We start from the raw sequence: 17001 nt of genomic DNA on the forward strand, positions 1-17001 counted from the left end.
TCAAAACGAATACGAATATGACTGAAGTAAGATACGACTGGACTCAGGAAGAAATTTCCAAAATATATCATTCACCATTGCTGGACCTGATATTTAGGGCGGCAACTATTCACCGCGAAAATAAAGACTATGCGGAGGTACAGATAAGTTCGCTTATCTCCATCAAAACTGGCGGCTGCCCCGAGGATTGCGCTTATTGCCCGCAGGCAGCGCGTTACAATACTGGTGTGGATGTGCATGCCATTATGCCAAAAGAAGAGGTTATTGCGGTAGCGCAAAAAGCAAAAAACGGTGGCGCTTCAAGGCTTTGCATGGGTGCTGCATGGCGCGAGGTTAGGGATAACCGCGATTTTGATAAGGTGATTGACATGGTGAAAGCCGTGAACGAACTTGATATGGAAGTTTGCTGTACACTGGGTATGCTTACCGAAAGCCAGGCGCAACGTTTGGCCGATGCAGGCCTGTATGCATACAACCATAATTTGGATACCTCTGAGGAGGACTACAAGCGAATTATCACTACCCGTACGTATGACGACCGTTTACAAACGCTCGACCATGTGCGTAAAGCAAAAATTTCTGTTTGCAGCGGCGGTATCATCGGCCTTGGCGAAACCGCTCAAGACCGTATCTCAATGTTGAAAACATTATCAAATATGCCAAAGCACCCGGAATCTGTTCCAATCAATGCTTTAGTACCGGTACAAGGCACGCCATTGGCCGAGCAGCCTCGTGTTTCTGTTTGGGATATGGTAAGGATGATAGCTACCACGCGAATCATTATGCCAAAAACGGTTGTAAGGTTATCAGCAGGCCGTACCGAAATGAGTACCGTTGAACAGGCTATGTGCTTTATGGCAGGCGCTAACTCCATCTTCGCGGGCGAAAAATTACTCACTACACCAAACCCATCTTTTGATGAAGATATGGCCATGTTTCAGCTTTTAGGCTTAACACCGCGTAAAGCTTTTAAAAACGGAAGGCCAAACGTTTCTAAAGAAATTAAGGAAATGAGCATTAACGAGGTAATATAAAAAACTTCATAAAACAAAAATGCCATAGCGCTTCTTTTATACAAAAAAGAAAACGCTATGGCATTTGACCAATACCACGAACCACCTGAGGAGTTATCACAAGAAACCCGCACTTTCGTGCGCATGATAGTATCTCTGGGCGAAGAAGCCGAAGCTATCAACTGGTACGAACAACGTATCTCGGTAGAGAAAGACAAACAAGCAAAAGAAATTATGCAAAATGCCCAGCATGAAGAGTTTAAACACTTCGGCATGGATCTGGAGTTTTTGCTGCGCAAGAAACCCGTTTGGCGCGAAACCCTGAAGGCTATCCTGTTTCAAGAAGGTGATATTGTAGCACTGGGCGAAAAAGGCGAAGAAGCTTCGGAATAATTTTTTATATTCATCCTTGTATTAGTCTCACTTAGGTTAATACAAGGCGGATATGAATAAAACCTTGAAAACCTTAATCCTTATACTGATGCTATTTGGTATCAGACCAACCTTTGCGCAAAATAAGATCATTGTTTATCAATCGGATTTTGGGCTGAAAGATGGCGCTGTTTCTGAAATGAAGGGTGTTGCCATAGGTGTATCGGCCGATCTGAAGCTATACGATCTGACGCACGAAATCCCTAATTATAATATTTGGGAAGCATCATACCGGCTGTTTCAAACAGTTAGCTACTGGCCAAAGGGGACGGTATTTGTTTCGGTAGTTGACCCCGGAGTGGGCACCGCCCGTAAATCGGTGGTATTAAAAACCAATACCGGGCAGTTTATTGTAACACCTGATAATGGCACATTAACGCTGGTTGCCCAAACCTATGGCATAGCCGCTATCCGCCAGATAGATGAAGTGAAAAACCGTCGCGCTGGTTCGGGAAAATCCTATACCTTTCATGGCCGCGATGTTTATTCGTATACCGCTGCACGCCTTGCAGCAGGGGTGATTACCTTTGAACAGGTTGGACCCGAATTACCTAAACAGGTGGTGAGCATCCCTTATCAAAGATCTGTCTTTGAAGGAGGGAAGCTAAAAGGTACTATAGATATCCACGATGTACAATATGGTAACATCTGGACAGACATCAGCGAAGGATTGGTAAAGCAACTTAACCCTAAATACGGCGACTTGCTGCATTTAAAGATTTTTAACAAAGGCAAACTGGTGCATGAAAGCGATGCGCCTTACAGCGAAACCTTTGGCAGTGTCCCCGAAGGCAAACCGCTGGTATACCTGAACAGCCTAATGCAATTATCCTTCGCGCTAAACATGGGCAGCTTTGCTGATGCTTACAAAATTGGCAGCGGGGCCGATTGGAGCGTAGAGGTGACTAAGAAGTAATTAATACTCCGCAAATTGCTCATCTGGGTAACACCAAAGCCAGCGCTCGCCGGGTTGTGCCGATGCTATTACCGGGTGATGTTGTGCATGATAATGTTTGGTCATGTGCTGCTCATCGCTTTGGTCGCAGCATAGGGTAACGCCGCAGGTTTGGCAGGTACGCAGATGGAACCATTCGGTACCTTGTTTTATGCATTCTTCGCACACCTGGTCGTCACTCAGTTTTACTTTAGTTATGGCTTGCAGGTGCTGGCAAAATGATGGATCTAAATCTGGCATAGGAGATAAAAGTTTGTGCTAATATAGCAAAGCAATTATTTATTCCCAACCGTAATCAGTTCCGCCTTTTTTGCACTTGATCAAAAAGAATGGGTAGGTTTCTTTTATCTCTGTTACCTCAAATAATCCCACTTTCTTAAATTCTTCAATAATCGATTGCCGATCATAAAAAAACATTTTAACGCCGGCAAATACCTCGTAACGGTCTTTGCTTATAAATTTACCGTTCCCATACGTTTCGGCTTTTTTTGAAATAGCTGTGAAAACCATCTAACCATCCAATTTACCCTAAAAGGAGTAAAGTAAAATAATATCAGAGATAAAAATACTAATAATATTAGTATTTTTGAAATATGAATGTGGACAGGATTACAGAGAAGTTGAATATTTTGGCAGATGCTGCTAAATACGATGTATCATGCGCAAGCAGTGGCAGCAAGCGTAAAAATGAGAATAAAGGTTTGGGCAATGCCAGTAACGGTATTTGTCATTCGTATACCGAAGATGGGCGCTGCGTGTCGCTGTTAAAAATTCTGTTAACCAACCATTGTATATTTGACTGCGCGTATTGCGTATCGCGTAAAAGTAACGATGTACAGCGCGCGGCTTTTACGGTGCAGGAGGTGGTTGATCTGACCATCAACTTTTACCGCCGTAATTATATCGAGGGCCTGTTCCTGAGTTCGGGCATATTTAAAGATGCCGATTATACCATGGAGCGACTGGTACGCATCGCCAAAAAATTGCGTACCGAGCATAACTTTAACGGATACATTCACCTTAAATCTATCCCAGGGGCCAGTGATGAACTAATGAACGAGGCCGGCCTGTATGCCGACCGCCTGAGCGTGAATCTGGAAATGCCCACCGAAGCAGGTCTGAAACTTTTAGCACCCGATAAGAACCAGGCGGATATGATAAAACCGATGGGCTATCTTAAAAATGCCATCATTCAGCGTACCGAAGAAAAAAAGATATTTAAAAAAGCGCCCATATTTGCCCCGGCAGGTCAAAGTACACAGGTAATTATTGGTGCCACGCCCGAGAATGATAGCGAGGTACTGCAATCGGCCAATTACTTTTATAAGAATTTTAACCTGAAGCGTGTTTACTATTCGGGCTATGTGCCGGTGCTGGCCGATAGCCGCCTGCCCGCTTTAAATACCAGCGTACCTATGGTGCGCGAGAACCGCCTATACCAGGCCGACTGGCTGATGCGCTTTTACGGCTTTAAGGTGAACGAAATAGTGAACGATAGTCAGCCTCACCTCGACCTGGATATCGACCCGAAACTGGGCTGGGCAATTCGCAATATGCAGGCATTCCCGGTTGATATCAATAAGGCCGACCTGCAAATGATATTACGCGTGCCGGGTATTGGGTTGCAATCGGCACAAAAAATTGTGAGCGCACGCAAGTTTGCTAAACTGAACTGGGATCAGCTCAAAAAAATAGGAGTGGCCCTTAACCGCGCCAAATATTTCATCACTTGCAAAAGCAATGAGTTTGAGCGGCGAGATCTTACCGGCAGCAACATTAAACAATTCATCTTGGCTACATCGCAAAGCAAATACTTAAAGAACACGCAGGTACAATTAAACCTCTTTTAATGATGACCACATTAATTTACGACGGCACTTTCGAAGGCCTGCTTACCGCAGTATTTGAAGTTTACGACCGCAGGCTGGGTAGGGTGAACCTGCAAAAATCTGATTTGGGAGCTAATGCCCTGTTTGAAGATAAGATGCAGGTAATTACCGACGAGGCCCGGGCCAACCGTGTGCTGAAAGGCCTAAAACAAAAGATCTCATCGATGGGGGTACAGCGTTTGTATGCCGCGCACCTGGCCGAAATGGATAGCGATGCCAATAGTTTGCTTGGCTACATCAGATATGCGTTTGATTCGGCTGTGAATATTGAAGAGGATTATGGTAACAGGTTTGTAATGCGCGTATCAGAAATGGTGCGGATGGTTAGGCGCGAGAAGCATAGGATGGAGGCTTTTGTGCGTTTTCAGAAACTGAAGGATGATACCTTTTATGCCGGTATCGAGCCCGACTTTAATGTACTGCCCTTGCTTATCCGCCATTTTAAAAGCCGATATGCCGATCAGAAATGGATCATTTATGATCTGCGTCGCAAATATGGCCTTTATTATGATCTGCACCATACACAGTACATCTCTCTTGATTTTGCAAACGTAGCCAAACCTGCTGACGTAATTGCCGCCTTTACCGAGGATGAAGGGATCTACCAGCACCTTTGGAAGAACTATTTTACCAGTGTAAATATCCCATCACGTAAAAATACGAAGCTGCATGTACGCCACATCCCTAAAAGATATTGGAAGCATTTAACCGAAAAAATTTGATTTTTTACGATTTTACGCCTTTTTTAATTTGCCCGTAACATCTGTTTTGGTACTGTTTGTGGATAAAGGGCGATGTTCATAACCACGCTATATGCAGCATAAAATACTATTATACATCATTAAATGTATGTGGATAAACATCACATTATTGTTAATAACATGTTAAAAAGAAAAGTAAAAAAGTGCTTGACAAAAGGCACTTTATCTTCCTATATTGTAATCATCAAGAACGACGTACTTTGACAGCCTTACAGGAATACAGCAACTTAATCGGGTGAACCTCAGGGCGAACTAAAGATAAGGGAAGTGCCTGAATCATATAAAGGGAATAAAATACGAAAGTAATTTACCCCGGAAATGATTAACGAGGTATTATGGGTTTTGCGAGAGCCTACGGGAAGCAGCAAACAAAATAATGACCTTGAAGCAATCGGCGTTAGCGTAACAAAGAGACATCAGCGTTCAAACGAATAAAGAAGTATCAGCGTTACACGGATAACGAAGGAGTCGACTTCCCCGAGGGAGAAGTGACAAGATCAACATTCGCAGACGAGATGACCCGTCAGCACTCGCAAGAGGAAAGAAGGACACATACGGAACGGATTTGAAGGAGTTGCCATCCGCAAGGAGACAGACAAGATCAGCATCAGTGTTAAACAATTGAAACATCGGCATTCGCACAGAATAAAGAGACATCAGCGTTCGCATCATAACAAAGAGGAGATCAGGTCGGTTAATTTTACACAAAACTTGGTGCTTCATGACGGCTACGGCATTCATGAGGGCAGGAAAAACGGGAGTCATTTCGAAAGAAGAGGCTTCCGTTTTCCTATTTTACGCCAAATTCCACTATCTTTGCCGCTCAATTTAACACCCTCGTTTTGTGATTAATGTAAATAATATCTCCGTTTCATTTGGAGGAACCGTCCTATTTAGTGATGTAACCTTTTCCATCAACGAGAACGACAAAATAGCCCTGATGGGTAAAAATGGTGCAGGAAAGTCTACCATTTTAAAAATTATTGCAGGCGAAGCCAAGCCTACTACCGGCAACGTAACCGGCCCTAAAGACGCGGTAATCGCTTATCTGCCACAGCATTTGCTTACCCAGGATAAGGTGACCGTTTTTGAAGAAACCATGAAAGCTTTTGCAGAGGCCAACCAAATGCAAAAGGAGCTGGATGAGGTAAACGAGCAACTTAACATTCGTACAGATTACGAAAGTGATGAGTACATGAAATTGATTGAAAGGGTATCGGAACTAAGCGAGAAAGTTTATACGGTAGAAGAGATCAATTATGATGCGGAAGTAGAAAAGGTGCTCAAAGGCCTTGGGTTTGAGCGTAAGGACTTTGACCGCCAAACTTCAGAATTCTCAGGCGGGTGGCGTATGCGGATAGAGCTGGCCAAAATCTTATTAAAGAAGCCCGACCTGATCTTGCTGGATGAGCCTACTAACCACATGGATATTGAGAGTATTCAATGGCTGGAAGACTTTTTGATCAATTCTGCAAAAGCGGTTATGGTCATCTCGCACGACCGTGCTTTTGTAGATAATATCACTAATCGTACAATTGAAGTTACCATGGGCCGCATATACGATTATAAAGCCAAATACAGCCATTATCTGCAGTTACGTGCCGACAGGCGTGTGCACCAGCTAAAAGCCTACGAAGAACAACAACGCTTTATTGCCGATAACCAGGAATTTATTGATCGCTTTAGAGGTACTTATTCAAAAACATTGCAAGTGCAGTCGCGGGTAAAAATGCTCGAAAAACTCGAAGTGATAGAGATAGATGAAGTAGATACTTCGGCGTTACGCCTTAAGTTTCCTCCGTCGCCACGTTCGGGTCAATACCCGGTAATGGTAGAAGAGCTGACCAAAACCTACGGCGATCATGTGGTGTTCAAAAACGCTTCTATGGTTATTGAGCGGGGAGAAAAGGTAGCTTTTGTAGGTAAGAATGGCGAGGGAAAGTCCACCATGATCAAAGCTATTATGGGCGAGATTGATTTTGAAGGAAGCTTAAAAGTTGGCCATAATGCTAAGATTGGCTATTTTGCTCAAAACCAGGCGTCATTATTGGACGAGCGTTTAACCGTATTTGAAACCATTGACCAAATCCCGTTGAGCGATGGAACGCTAAAGATAAAAGACCTTTTAGGTGCCTTTATGTTTAGCGGTGACGATACCACCAAAAAGGTTAAAGTGCTTTCAGGAGGTGAGAAAACCCGTTTAGCCATGATCAAATTGCTGCTGGAGCCTGTGAATGTGTTAATACTGGATGAGCCAACCAACCATTTGGATATGAAGACCAAAGATATTATCAAAGATGCGCTCCGGGATTTTGATGGAACTTTGATCCTGGTATCTCACGACCGCGACTTTTTGGATGGCTTAGTAAAAAAAGTATTTGAGTTTGGCAACAAGCGTGTTAGGGAGCATTTTGAGGATATCAAAGGATTCCTGGCCTATAAAAAGATGGATAGCTTAAAAGAGATCGAACAGAGTAATTGATTCTGTCCGATCTTTTGAATAAAACATTAATTAAATAATAAATAGCTAAAAACCCTGTTTATTCCTCTTGTGGATAGCTTCTTCTGTTCTGGGGAGGAAATTCTCTTTTACATTTAATTCAGCTATAGCCTGCACTTCTTCTACAAACGGTCGCAACTCTTTATTATAATCTGCAAAGGCAGGTTCCAGATCGCCGTTATGCTTTAGTAAAGCATCTGCCAGCGATGCTGCGCCTGCTACAGACAAAGATGCACCCTTACCTGCAGCAGGCGAAGCACAATAGCCAGAGTCGCCTACCAGCACCACCCTGCCTTTTGTCCATGTGGGCATTTTTATCTGGCAAAACTTATCAAAATAAAAATCAGGTGAGTTTTTTACTTCTTCCAATAATTCGGCCGCCCGCCACCTTTGCCCTGTAAAATGGTCTGTAATTATTTTTCGTTGCTGCGCTATGTTACGGTAATCATAGGGTATCTGTTCATCTGCGTAAAGGCAAAAAATAATATCCGTTTTATTTTTGTAGGCATTAAGCATAACTGCCTTATCGGGCACATTATACATTTGCATCGTTTTTTGTTTAACCAGTAATTTGTTAACTATTGTGATGGAAAAGTATGCCTGCAAAAAATATTCATAATTTTTCTCGGGCCCAAACCAAAGTTTCCGTATGCCGGAATGTGAACCATCGCATCCCAATACCAGGTCAAACGATCTTTCGGAGAGGTTTTTAAATGTGGCATTTATCCCATCTTGGGTTTCACTTAACGCGGTTACGCAGTCGTTAAAAATAAATTCAACATCATCTTTTAGCTTCTCATGTACTATATAAATAAATCTATCCCGCTCAACCTCTATTTCATCATCGGATAGTTGTGTTACGTCGGTTGGCATTGACATTGAACCCTCTGTAACATCATTGGCATCCTTAAATTCAATCAATTCTACGTTTAACCGTTCAGCTTTTAACTGCTCAAAAATGCCCATACGCTTGGCGGCATCTAATGCGGGGCCTTCTATATTAACAGCCCCGCCTGCAACGCGTGGTTCGTTGGCAAGTTCAACAACGGTTACTTTGTAGCCTATATTGTTCATCCACCAGGCTGCCGAAAACCCTGCTATGCTGGCGCCGGAAATAAGTGCCGTTTTGTTCTTAATTGCTTCCATCTTCGTATTTTTTTATACTGCAAAGGAAGGCCAGGTAAGGGTAGTAAAGAATGGCAATAAGGGGTAAGTATTGGACTAACCAAGGTTTTTGTTTCGGAAAGTAAGGGCAGACATTCCTGTAACTTTAGTGAACAGGCGCGAAAAATAGGGATAATCATCATAACCTAACGCCGCGGCAATTTCTTTAACGGAGCTGTTAGAGAAGTAAAGTAAACGCTTCGCCTCTAAAATAACACGTTGCTGAATGTGATATGATACGGAATATCCGGTAGTGTTTTTAACACATTCGTTAAGGTAGGGTACAGATATATTTAATATCTCAGCATACTCCGCCGGGCGTTTAAGGTTAGTGTATTTCCGTTCCAATAACTCCCTGAACGATTTAGTGATCACATCAAACCGCGTAAGCTTATCAGCGGGTTTGGCTGCCTTTAAATATTGCGAAATAACTAAGGCCACCAACGCGTTGCAACAATCTTTTAACAACCAGTGATGTAACCTGTCGCTTTTGTGCCCGGTAAGTTTAATAAAAATGTCAGCAGCTTCATCTATCATATTAAAGGTTTCTGCTGTTAGTGTCAAAGGCATTGCGGGTGTTATGCTTTCCAGCAACTTTAGGTATTCGGGGTTCAAGTTTTCATTGGTGATTGCCCAACTGCTCACAACCATCTTTTCAGATGCCACAGCATGGTGCACTTGGTCGGGATGTATGTAAATTATTGACCGGGGCTTTATGACGTATTGTTCAAAATCAATAGTAATATTTACCGTACCGCTCTTTAGCAGGAAGAATGAATGCGAATCGTGGCGGTGTACCGAAGTCGCATTATCTAAAGTGCCTTCGCCAAATGCCTCAATGTCGCTCATCGAAAATTTTTCGATAACGATGCCTGTGCCGAACTCAGTCGCCATGGCGTTTACCGGTATAGATCGCTTTTTACGGGGCATTTCTTTATCAGACAACAAAGCAAAGATAAATTTTGAATACCTTTCCCAACAATTACAACATTTTCAACATCTGCTGTAAGTCACCAATCAAAATGCCTATTTTGCATTGATGAAGGAACCTACAGGAAAAACAGACGGAAAAAAGAAGATATTTGTGCTGGATACCTCGGTCATACTTTATGACCACAACGCCTTTGAGAACTTCCAGGAGCACGATGTAGCCATACCCATACAGGTACTGGAAGAGCTGGATAACATGAAAAGCGGTAACGATACCCGCAACTTTGAGGCCCGCAGCTTTATCAGGCTGATGGACGAAATGTCTAAAAGCAGGCTCATTAACCATTGGGTGCCGCTAAACGGCAAAAGCAAAGGTTGCTTTAAGGTGATCATGGATGCCAAGAACACCAGCGCCGATGCCGAGGTAGTGTTTGGATCTGATAAAATAGACCATCGTATCCTCAACGCAGCCCTCGGCGTGCAGTTTGAGCATCCAGATAGGAAAGTTATACTGGTGTCAAAGGACATCTGCCTGCGTTTAAAGGCAAAATCGTTAAGCCTGTTTGCCGAAGATTACGAAACCGGCAAAGTAAAAAACCTGGAAGAACTGTACAGCGGCAAATCAACCCTGAATAAAATAACCGAGAAACTGCTGGGCAAGCTCAATAAGAACGATAGCCTGCCGGTGGATGATTTAGATATCCCGGTAGAGGCAGGCAACCAGTTTTATATCTTAAACAGTAAGAACGGTTCGGCATCGGGTTTTTATAATTCGCAAAGCGGGCAATTGGAAAAAGTGACCGAGCAGCCCGTATTGAATATTTATCCCCGTAATATAGAGCAGGCCTTTGCTATACATGCGCTGCTGCACCCCGATATTAAATTGGTAACGATACAAGGTAACGCCGGTACAGGTAAAACCCTGCTGGCACTTGCCAGCGCATTGGAGCAACGCAAATATTACCGACAGATTTTTGTGACCCGCCCAATTGTGCCTTTAAGCAATAAGGATATTGGCTTTTTACCAGGCGATGTCAAATCAAAGATAGACCCCTATATGGCACCGATATGGGATAACCTGAAATTTATAAAAGACCAATTTGCCGAGGACGAAAAGATGCAGGCCAAACTGGACGAGTTGGTGGCTAACGATAAAATTTCTATCACGCCGCTGGCGTTCATCCGTGGGCGTACGCTGAGCAAGATCTTCTTTATTGTAGATGAGGCTCAGAACCTTACTCCGCATGAGGTGAAAACCATCATATCGCGCGCGGGCGAAAACAGCAAATTTGTTTTTACCGGCGATATATACCAGATAGATACCCCATACCTTGATGCCGAGAGTAACGGCTTGTCCTATTTAATAGATAAAGCCAAAGGGCATCCGCTTTACGCCCATATCACCCTGCAAAAGGGTGAAAGGAGCGAGCTGGCTAATTTAGCCACGGAGTTGTTATAGAGTTTAATGATAAATGTCAGTCTGAGCTAGTCGAAGACTTGTATATTCACTAATAGTTCGACCGGCTCACCATGACAATTGTTGGTTACGTTCTTGGCCTTTTAGGGTTAAACGCAACAAGGTAATCCAGTTCATCAGCTATGATGGTACGTTTGTCAATCTGGCTGTCATCGGGTGTGTAAGATTGTTTAAGCCCGGCTTTAACCGAGTTTAAAACCTGCAATAATATCTCAGGCCCCATTTTGGTAGCATTGGTAGGGAAGTAGTTCCTTTGGATCTTTATCCTGTCGGCATTGCTTGCCATGCTGAATTCCCAGTTATCATCTGCCTTAAAACCATGCTCTTTGGCAAGGTTGGTCAGATCATACAGGTACATCTTGGTTTGTGCTTCTATTATTTGTTCGCTCATGTGTTGTTTATTTCTTACTTGATAAATCTGAGGAAGCCGAACCTTTACCTGATTGATATGCCGATTGCTTTTTGTTTACGTTTACAGCAGGTTCTTTCTTTTTTTCCTTAACAGTTTTTCTGTCTTTACTCATTGTATAATTATTTAATTGTTAATACTATTGATATATTGCTGTAAGCCCAGCCAATGCAGCGAAAATATTGGCAATGCCTTTTTTGATACTTGATTTTGCTAGAAAGGATTTCTTAAATTTAACCTTTATTTATTGAAAATCAGCAGGTTTTGAATTATAAATAAATTGCCGCTATTAATACCAATTCAGTTAAAATATTAATAGCTGATATACAGCCACCTATCTGTTTAAACAACACTTAAAAGATTTTATTTGAAAGGAAAGTGGTTTAAATTGATTATATTGTGAGGATACTGAGCATCTGCCCGTAAAAGCAGGTGCTTTTTTTATTCACTAATCCACATTAAAATATGGCTAAATCGCAAGCAACATTTATGAAAAAACAACTGGAAAAGAACCGCCAGAAAAAGAAAGAGGACAAAGCACAACGTAAACAAGAGCGTAAAGAAAACCCAAGCGGGAGCGACCTTGATAATATGATGGCTTACGTAAATGAGTTCGGCGAGATCGTATCAACCCCACCAGAGAAAAAAGCTAACACCGAAGAGTAATCCGCTCTTACTTATACAACACTTTGTAGATGGCCTTGCCCAAAGCTCTCCTTAAACGGGCAGCGCCTTTCTGATTAGGGTGCAGGTAGAAAATATATACATTGCCGCCCTTGTTCGTGCTGTAAAGCATCTGTATAGTTATTCTTAAAGTAATTAAAAGCCTTTCTAACACCACAAATAAGTGGCCCTGATTTGTGGTGCCATAATTTTTGGCCAGCGCAATTATTCAGTTTTATAAAGCGCTCCGGCTTTCTCCGCCGAAACTTTGATACCCTTTATCATAGCTGAGCTAAAGCCGTTGTGTTCCATTTCGTTTAATCCTGCTATTGTGCAGCCTTTTGGCGATGTAACCTTATCAATTTCCTGTTCGGGATGTGATGCCAGCTGAAGGAGCAGATCGGCAGCACCTTTGGCGGTTTGGGCGGCCATTCTAAGGGCATCGTGTGCGTGGAAACCAATTTCGGTACCGCCTTGTGATGCCGCGCGAATAGAGCGTAAAAAGAATGCAATACCGCAGGCACATAATGCCGTGGCCGATGTCATCAACTCCTCGTTTATCTGAATGCTTACGCCAACGGTATCAAATAACGATAGTACAAGACTAACATTAGCAGCAGAAGCATTATCGGTAGCAATACAGGTCATGCTTTGACCAATAGCTATGGCTGTGTTAGGCATCGCGCGAATCACCTGAATATCTAACCCCAACTGCGTACGGATATCCTGGCAGCTAACGCCCGATACTACCGATATCAGCAGGTGTTTGGTTTGGTTGGCTGCGGGTTTTATCTCGTCAAGTAGTTTATTTAATTGCTGTGGAAGGATAGCCAGCACAACAATATCCGCCCTGGTAACAGCGCCGGCATTGTCGGCAGTTACGTTATAACCTTCATCTGCAAGGGCAGATAATGCAGCTACGTTGCGGCGGGTAAGTGTAATCTGCTCTGGGGCGAAGATCCCGGCTTTTACTAATCCTTTAGCCAGTGCAAGGCCAATATTTCCGCTGCCTAAAATGGCAATATGTTGTTGTGTTTCCATTTGTTATTTACTTAAACGTGTACCAAAACCCTGTTTGTTTTTCAATTGCCCCAAATCATCAGAATGCCCGATAATTACCGCTTTAACCCCGCATGATATAGCGGTAAAGGCATTATCCAATTTCGGCAGCATCCCGCTATGGATGATCTGCTCTAGCTTTAGCTGCTCGTATCTTTCGGGGTTTATCTCTCTTATCAGCGAATCATCGTCATTAATATCCTGCAAAACACCTTTCTTCTCAAAGCAATATACCAGCGTTGTTTCATACAGTTTTGATAAAGCCACCGCCAGTGCCGAGGCTATGGTATCGGCATTTGTGTTCAGCATCTGGCCTTCGCCATCGTGCGTTAAGGCACAAAAAACAGGAGTGAAGCCGCCATCCAATAACTTGCTGATATTTTGGGGATTGATAGAGCCATCAAACAGGTCGCCGGCAAAACCATAATCAATAGTTTTTACCGGGCGTTTTTTAGCACGGATAAAATCGCCGTCGGCACCGGTAAGGCCAATAGCATTATTGCCGTAGCGCTGTAGCTGCGCCACAATGTTTTTATTGATAAGGCCGGCGTAAACCATGGTCACTATCCGCAGGGTGTCGATATCAGTTATTCGGCGGCCGTCAACCAGTTTAGCCTCGATGCCCATTGTTTCGGATACTTGTGTTGCTACTTTTCCGCCGCCGTGTACCAGTATCTTGTAACCCTCCAAAGCGGTGAAATCTTTCAGAAAACGGTGCAGGTTTTCGGAGTTATCAATTACGTTACCGCCAATTTTTATGATGTGCAGGGCTTGCATATTGTATTATATATAAGTTCGATGGCAATTATAGCTATTTTTTAGAGATGATGGTAGATTTTAACCACAGAGGGCATTGAGTTTTTTTCACAGAGGGCCACAGATAATTGCATAAAAGAATCTATGTGATCATCTGTTTTTTCTATCTGTAACCTCTGTTATAAAATAATTAATTAATATTCAATTAATTACAATTAAAAACTGATAAATAAGTTATATAACTTAAATTATAGTTGTACAACTGAAAAATAAGTTATATGTTTGATTTATGGACGAGTTAACAAAAACAGAAGAGCGGGTAATGCAGGTTTTATGGAACCTGAAAAAAGCCTTTGTGAAAGATATTATAGAGGCAATGCCCGATGAACCCAAACCACCATACAACACCATATCATCAGTAGTGCGCCTGCTGGAAAAAAAAGGATATGTTGATTATACAGCATATGGCAAAACCTACGAGTACTTCCCCGCCATTACCAAAGCGGAGTATCGCAAGGCATCCTTTAAAAAAATGTTTACGGGGTACTTTGATAACTCGGTGGAGAGCCTTTTATCTTTTATGGTAAAAGAGCAAAAACTGGGTGAGGAAGATATCAGAAAGATTCAGGAAATGATCGATAAAAACTCAAAAAAATGAAGACAATTATCTATCTGCTGCAGGTAGCGGCATGTACGGGTATCTTTTACGGGTTTTATTTCCTGCTGCTGCGCAGGTTAACCTTCTTCACAATAAACCGCTGGTACCTGCTTGCTACGTTGTTGTTAAGTTTTGTGATACCTACTATAAATTTACCTTTAGATACCGCTAAGCCACCTGCTATTATGGAGCCTGTTATGTATGTAAACCGTATACAGGTAATAGATGAACCTGTAAAAGCAATTACACAAGCCCCGCAGCAAGTAGTTGAATCTTTTGATTGGGCAACGCAGGTTAAAATGATATATATAACCATGGCAACCATTTCGGTATTGCATTTAGCATTTACATTGCTGGTGTTTTTACGCAGGAGTAGGGCCGAACGATTAATGCAGATAGGTAATGTAAAAGTATTAAAGGGGAATAGTAAGCAGGGCAATAGCTCGTTCTTAAATGTGATTTTTGTGAACGATGATGAACTGGAGCCTGCCGAAGTAAAACAGATTATAGCGCACGAAATGCTGCACGTAAAAATGCTGCACTCGGCCGATAGAATTATTGCCCGCCTGGTACAAATAATGCTTTGGTTTAACCCGTTTGCCTATTGCTATATCCGCTCTATTGAAGAGAACCACGAATTTGAGGTTGACCGTATCATTGCCGGTGATACTGATAAAAGCATGTATGCTACATTGCTTTTTAAACTATCATTAAGCAGCCAAAGCTACCTCATGCACAGTTTTAGTAAAGTGCCGCTTAAAAGCCGCATAGCCATGTTGTTTAATAAACCAACCTCAAATATGAAAAAAATTATCTACCTGCTTATAGCACCAGTGGTGCTGATAAGCTGCCTGGCCTTTGCCAATTTAAAAAGCGCTCAAAACCAAAAAGTGAGTATTTTTCACGACCTTGATAAAATGGGTCCGCATCCGTTGGTGCTCATAAATGGTAAGGAGTATAATGATGATATACTTTATAAAATAGGCAGTAAAAATATTAGCACCACAGGTACATGGGTACCGCCGGTTGATGGCAGTTGGTTTAAAAAGTATGGTAACAAGGCTAAAGATGGGGTGGTAAATATATCCGTAAAGGGCGAAATAGTATACCTGACGGCTACAGAGCGGGATAACCTTATAGAAGAAAGCAAAGTGCCCAAAAAGCAATTCTTTGCCCGGGTTAAACAAAAACATAACGATGGCAGCATCTACGAAAAATGTATTGTGCAGCTCCCTAATGGCAGCAGAATGATTTCGAATGAGCTGAAACCTACAGATAAGGTGATATTTATTATAGAAGGTAAAGCCTACCCTGAAACCGAACTGGATAAGGTAGAAGAGATCATCCGTTCAAATAAAGTAGGTACAACCTCTGTTGGCTCTGTTAATCATAATCAGCATTGGGGAGACGAGGATATTAGCCAATACAAGATCTATTTTAATTTCTTGCTGGATAGAAATGCGAAGTTGGAGAAAACAAATTCAACAGGTGTTTTGAAATATGAAGTAAAAGGAGATACTATAAAATATCGCCAAAAAGTAAAACAAACACCAGAACAACGTATTGCCGAAGAAAAAGTAAAAGCCGAGTACGAAGCGTATAAAAAAACGGATGAGTTTAAACAAAAAATGGCAGAAACCAATAGGATAATGGGTCAAACCCTTACCTACAAAGTAACCGGATATAAAACAGCCGGCCCCCAATGGTATGTTAAAGAAGGCTTTGTAGTTTTAAATAATAACAGTGAATTTTTTATAGGAACTGCTTACGGGCAAACCAAGCAACTAAAAGATGTGCTTAAAATAGGCGATGAAGTTGAAATAAAAGTGCTTGGCGCAGGTATGTGGGGCAAGGGTATACCTGTTTTAATTGAGCCGGCAGTGATTTCACGTGATGGCAAAGAAATATACCGTGCTGCAGAAGCAGCACCAATACCTAAAACAGCCTTTTCATTTGAGGCAAACCGCGTGCGTTTTACTGATGGCCAGGTAACCAATATTAAAAAATACCCTAATGGTAAATGGAAAAGTGCCGTGGTCGAGGTAGTGAATGGTTTTAAAATTAAATTCAATATCAAACCAGATGCACCCGATTTTAAAGGTATTGAATGGGGCGATAATGTTACCTTCCGCTTTGTGCATGAAGTTAAAACCGGTGCTAAAGAATATACCGTTAACGATTGGATAGCAATTAGTACAGATGTAAAAGATTATGGGATCAAAAATCCTGATTACTTTTTCAAATTCTATGAAAAGATATAGTTTTACTGGTTAACCACATATAATACAAACTTTTTTACAAATAGCACAGAGATACCAAACCTCTGTGCTATTTG

General features: G+C 42.2%; 18 protein-coding genes. 10 read left to right on the forward strand and 8 right to left on the reverse strand.

Annotated elements, in window-relative coordinates; all coding sequences use genetic code 11:
* The first annotated feature begins 17 nt into the window (after window positions 1–17).
* Genes bioB through IDJ75_RS05810 form a run of 3 tightly spaced genes read left to right on the forward strand, consistent with a single transcriptional unit; the run spans window position 18 to window position 2361 of the window.
* The gene (gene bioB / locus IDJ75_RS05800) at window positions 18–1034 is read left to right on the forward strand and encodes a biotin synthase BioB (RefSeq protein WP_191174637.1); all 1017 of its coding nucleotides are present in this window, start codon (window positions 18–20) and stop codon (window positions 1032–1034) included.
* A 57-nt stretch (window positions 1035–1091) separates the two neighbouring features.
* Window positions 1092–1406, forward strand: coding sequence for a ferritin family protein (locus IDJ75_RS05805; protein WP_191174638.1), 315 nt, complete (start codon window positions 1092–1094; stop codon window positions 1404–1406).
* A 52-nt stretch (window positions 1407–1458) separates the two neighbouring features.
* Entirely contained in the window at window positions 1459–2361 is a 903-nt protein-coding gene (locus IDJ75_RS05810) for an SAM hydrolase/SAM-dependent halogenase family protein (RefSeq protein ID WP_191174639.1), read from the forward strand.
* Here IDJ75_RS05810 and IDJ75_RS05815 read toward each other — a convergent pair whose 3' ends face one another.
* The gene (locus IDJ75_RS05815; RefSeq protein WP_191174640.1) at window positions 2362–2640 is read right to left on the reverse strand and encodes a UBP-type zinc finger domain-containing protein; all 279 of its coding nucleotides are present in this window, start codon (window positions 2638–2640) and stop codon (window positions 2362–2364) included. It abuts the gene before it with no gap.
* 39 nt (window positions 2641–2679) lie between these two features.
* The gene (locus IDJ75_RS05820; RefSeq protein ID WP_191174641.1) at window positions 2680–2910 is read right to left on the reverse strand and encodes a hypothetical protein; all 231 of its coding nucleotides are present in this window, start codon (window positions 2908–2910) and stop codon (window positions 2680–2682) included.
* An 83-nt stretch (window positions 2911–2993) separates the two neighbouring features.
* On the opposite strand from IDJ75_RS05820, the gene IDJ75_RS05825 reads away from it, so the two are divergent.
* From IDJ75_RS05825 to IDJ75_RS05835, 3 genes are all read left to right on the forward strand, one after another.
* On the forward strand, window positions 2994–4250 hold the full coding sequence (locus IDJ75_RS05825; RefSeq protein WP_191174642.1) for a putative DNA modification/repair radical SAM protein: 1257 nt from the start codon (window positions 2994–2996) through the stop codon (window positions 4248–4250).
* Window positions 4250–5011 (forward strand): TIGR03915 family putative DNA repair protein, encoded by a 762-nt coding sequence (locus IDJ75_RS05830; protein WP_224746495.1) that lies wholly within the window; start codon window positions 4250–4252, stop codon window positions 5009–5011. Before IDJ75_RS05825 ends, IDJ75_RS05830 begins: the two co-directional genes overlap by 1 nt.
* A gap of 883 nt (window positions 5012–5894) precedes the next feature.
* Complete coding sequence (locus tag IDJ75_RS05835) at window positions 5895–7532, forward strand: ABC-F family ATP-binding cassette domain-containing protein (RefSeq protein ID WP_191174643.1); 1638 nt, start codon at window positions 5895–5897, stop codon at window positions 7530–7532.
* 45 nt (window positions 7533–7577) lie between these two features.
* On the opposite strand, the gene IDJ75_RS05840 is transcribed toward IDJ75_RS05835, so the two are convergent.
* Window positions 7578–8696: an FAD-dependent monooxygenase gene (locus IDJ75_RS05840; RefSeq protein ID WP_191174644.1), complete on the reverse strand. Its 1119-nt coding sequence runs from the start codon at window positions 8694–8696 to the stop codon at window positions 7578–7580.
* Between the two features lie 75 nt (window positions 8697–8771).
* On the reverse strand, window positions 8772–9659 hold the full coding sequence (locus IDJ75_RS05845) for an AraC family transcriptional regulator (RefSeq protein WP_224746496.1): 888 nt from the start codon (window positions 9657–9659) through the stop codon (window positions 8772–8774).
* Window positions 9660–9753: 94 nt separating this feature from the next.
* Here IDJ75_RS05845 and IDJ75_RS05850 point away from each other — a divergent pair, with 94 nt between their 5' ends.
* The gene (locus tag IDJ75_RS05850) at window positions 9754–11103 is read left to right on the forward strand and encodes a PhoH family protein (RefSeq protein WP_191174645.1); all 1350 of its coding nucleotides are present in this window, start codon (window positions 9754–9756) and stop codon (window positions 11101–11103) included.
* An 85-nt stretch (window positions 11104–11188) separates the two neighbouring features.
* Here the strand turns inward: IDJ75_RS05850 and IDJ75_RS05855 are convergent, their stop codons facing one another.
* Entirely contained in the window at window positions 11189–11512 is a 324-nt protein-coding gene (locus IDJ75_RS05855; protein ID WP_191174646.1) for a hypothetical protein, read from the reverse strand.
* Window positions 11513–11519: 7 nt separating this feature from the next.
* Entirely contained in the window at window positions 11520–11645 is a 126-nt protein-coding gene (locus IDJ75_RS21310; RefSeq protein WP_262892093.1) for a hypothetical protein, read from the reverse strand.
* A gap of 350 nt (window positions 11646–11995) precedes the next feature.
* Between IDJ75_RS21310 and IDJ75_RS05860 the strand changes: the two genes are divergently transcribed.
* Window positions 11996–12196 carry a hypothetical protein gene (locus tag IDJ75_RS05860; protein ID WP_191174647.1) on the forward strand — a complete coding sequence of 67 codons (201 nt, stop codon included), beginning with the start codon at window positions 11996–11998 and terminating at the stop codon, window positions 12194–12196.
* A 222-nt stretch (window positions 12197–12418) separates the two neighbouring features.
* Here the strand turns inward: IDJ75_RS05860 and proC are convergent, their stop codons facing one another.
* Both proC and argB read right to left on the reverse strand, forming a co-directional pair.
* Window positions 12419–13234, reverse strand: coding sequence for a pyrroline-5-carboxylate reductase (gene proC / locus IDJ75_RS05865; RefSeq protein ID WP_191174648.1), 816 nt, complete (start codon window positions 13232–13234; stop codon window positions 12419–12421).
* Between the two features lie 3 nt (window positions 13235–13237).
* Window positions 13238–14029 carry an acetylglutamate kinase gene (gene argB, locus IDJ75_RS05870; RefSeq protein WP_191174649.1) on the reverse strand — a complete coding sequence of 264 codons (792 nt, stop codon included), beginning with the start codon at window positions 14027–14029 and terminating at the stop codon, window positions 13238–13240.
* A gap of 268 nt (window positions 14030–14297) precedes the next feature.
* On the opposite strand from argB, the gene IDJ75_RS05875 reads away from it, so the two are divergent.
* Window positions 14298–14666, forward strand: coding sequence for a BlaI/MecI/CopY family transcriptional regulator (locus IDJ75_RS05875; protein ID WP_191174650.1), 369 nt, complete (start codon window positions 14298–14300; stop codon window positions 14664–14666).
* Window positions 14663–16927 carry a M56 family metallopeptidase gene (locus tag IDJ75_RS05880; protein ID WP_191174651.1) on the forward strand — a complete coding sequence of 755 codons (2265 nt, stop codon included), beginning with the start codon at window positions 14663–14665 and terminating at the stop codon, window positions 16925–16927. Before IDJ75_RS05875 ends, IDJ75_RS05880 begins: the two co-directional genes overlap by 4 nt.
* Window positions 16928–17001: the final 74 nt, after the last annotated feature.

This window comes from Mucilaginibacter rigui (assembly GCF_014773275.1).
Taxonomy (GTDB): domain Bacteria; phylum Bacteroidota; class Bacteroidia; order Sphingobacteriales; family Sphingobacteriaceae; genus Mucilaginibacter; species Mucilaginibacter rigui_A.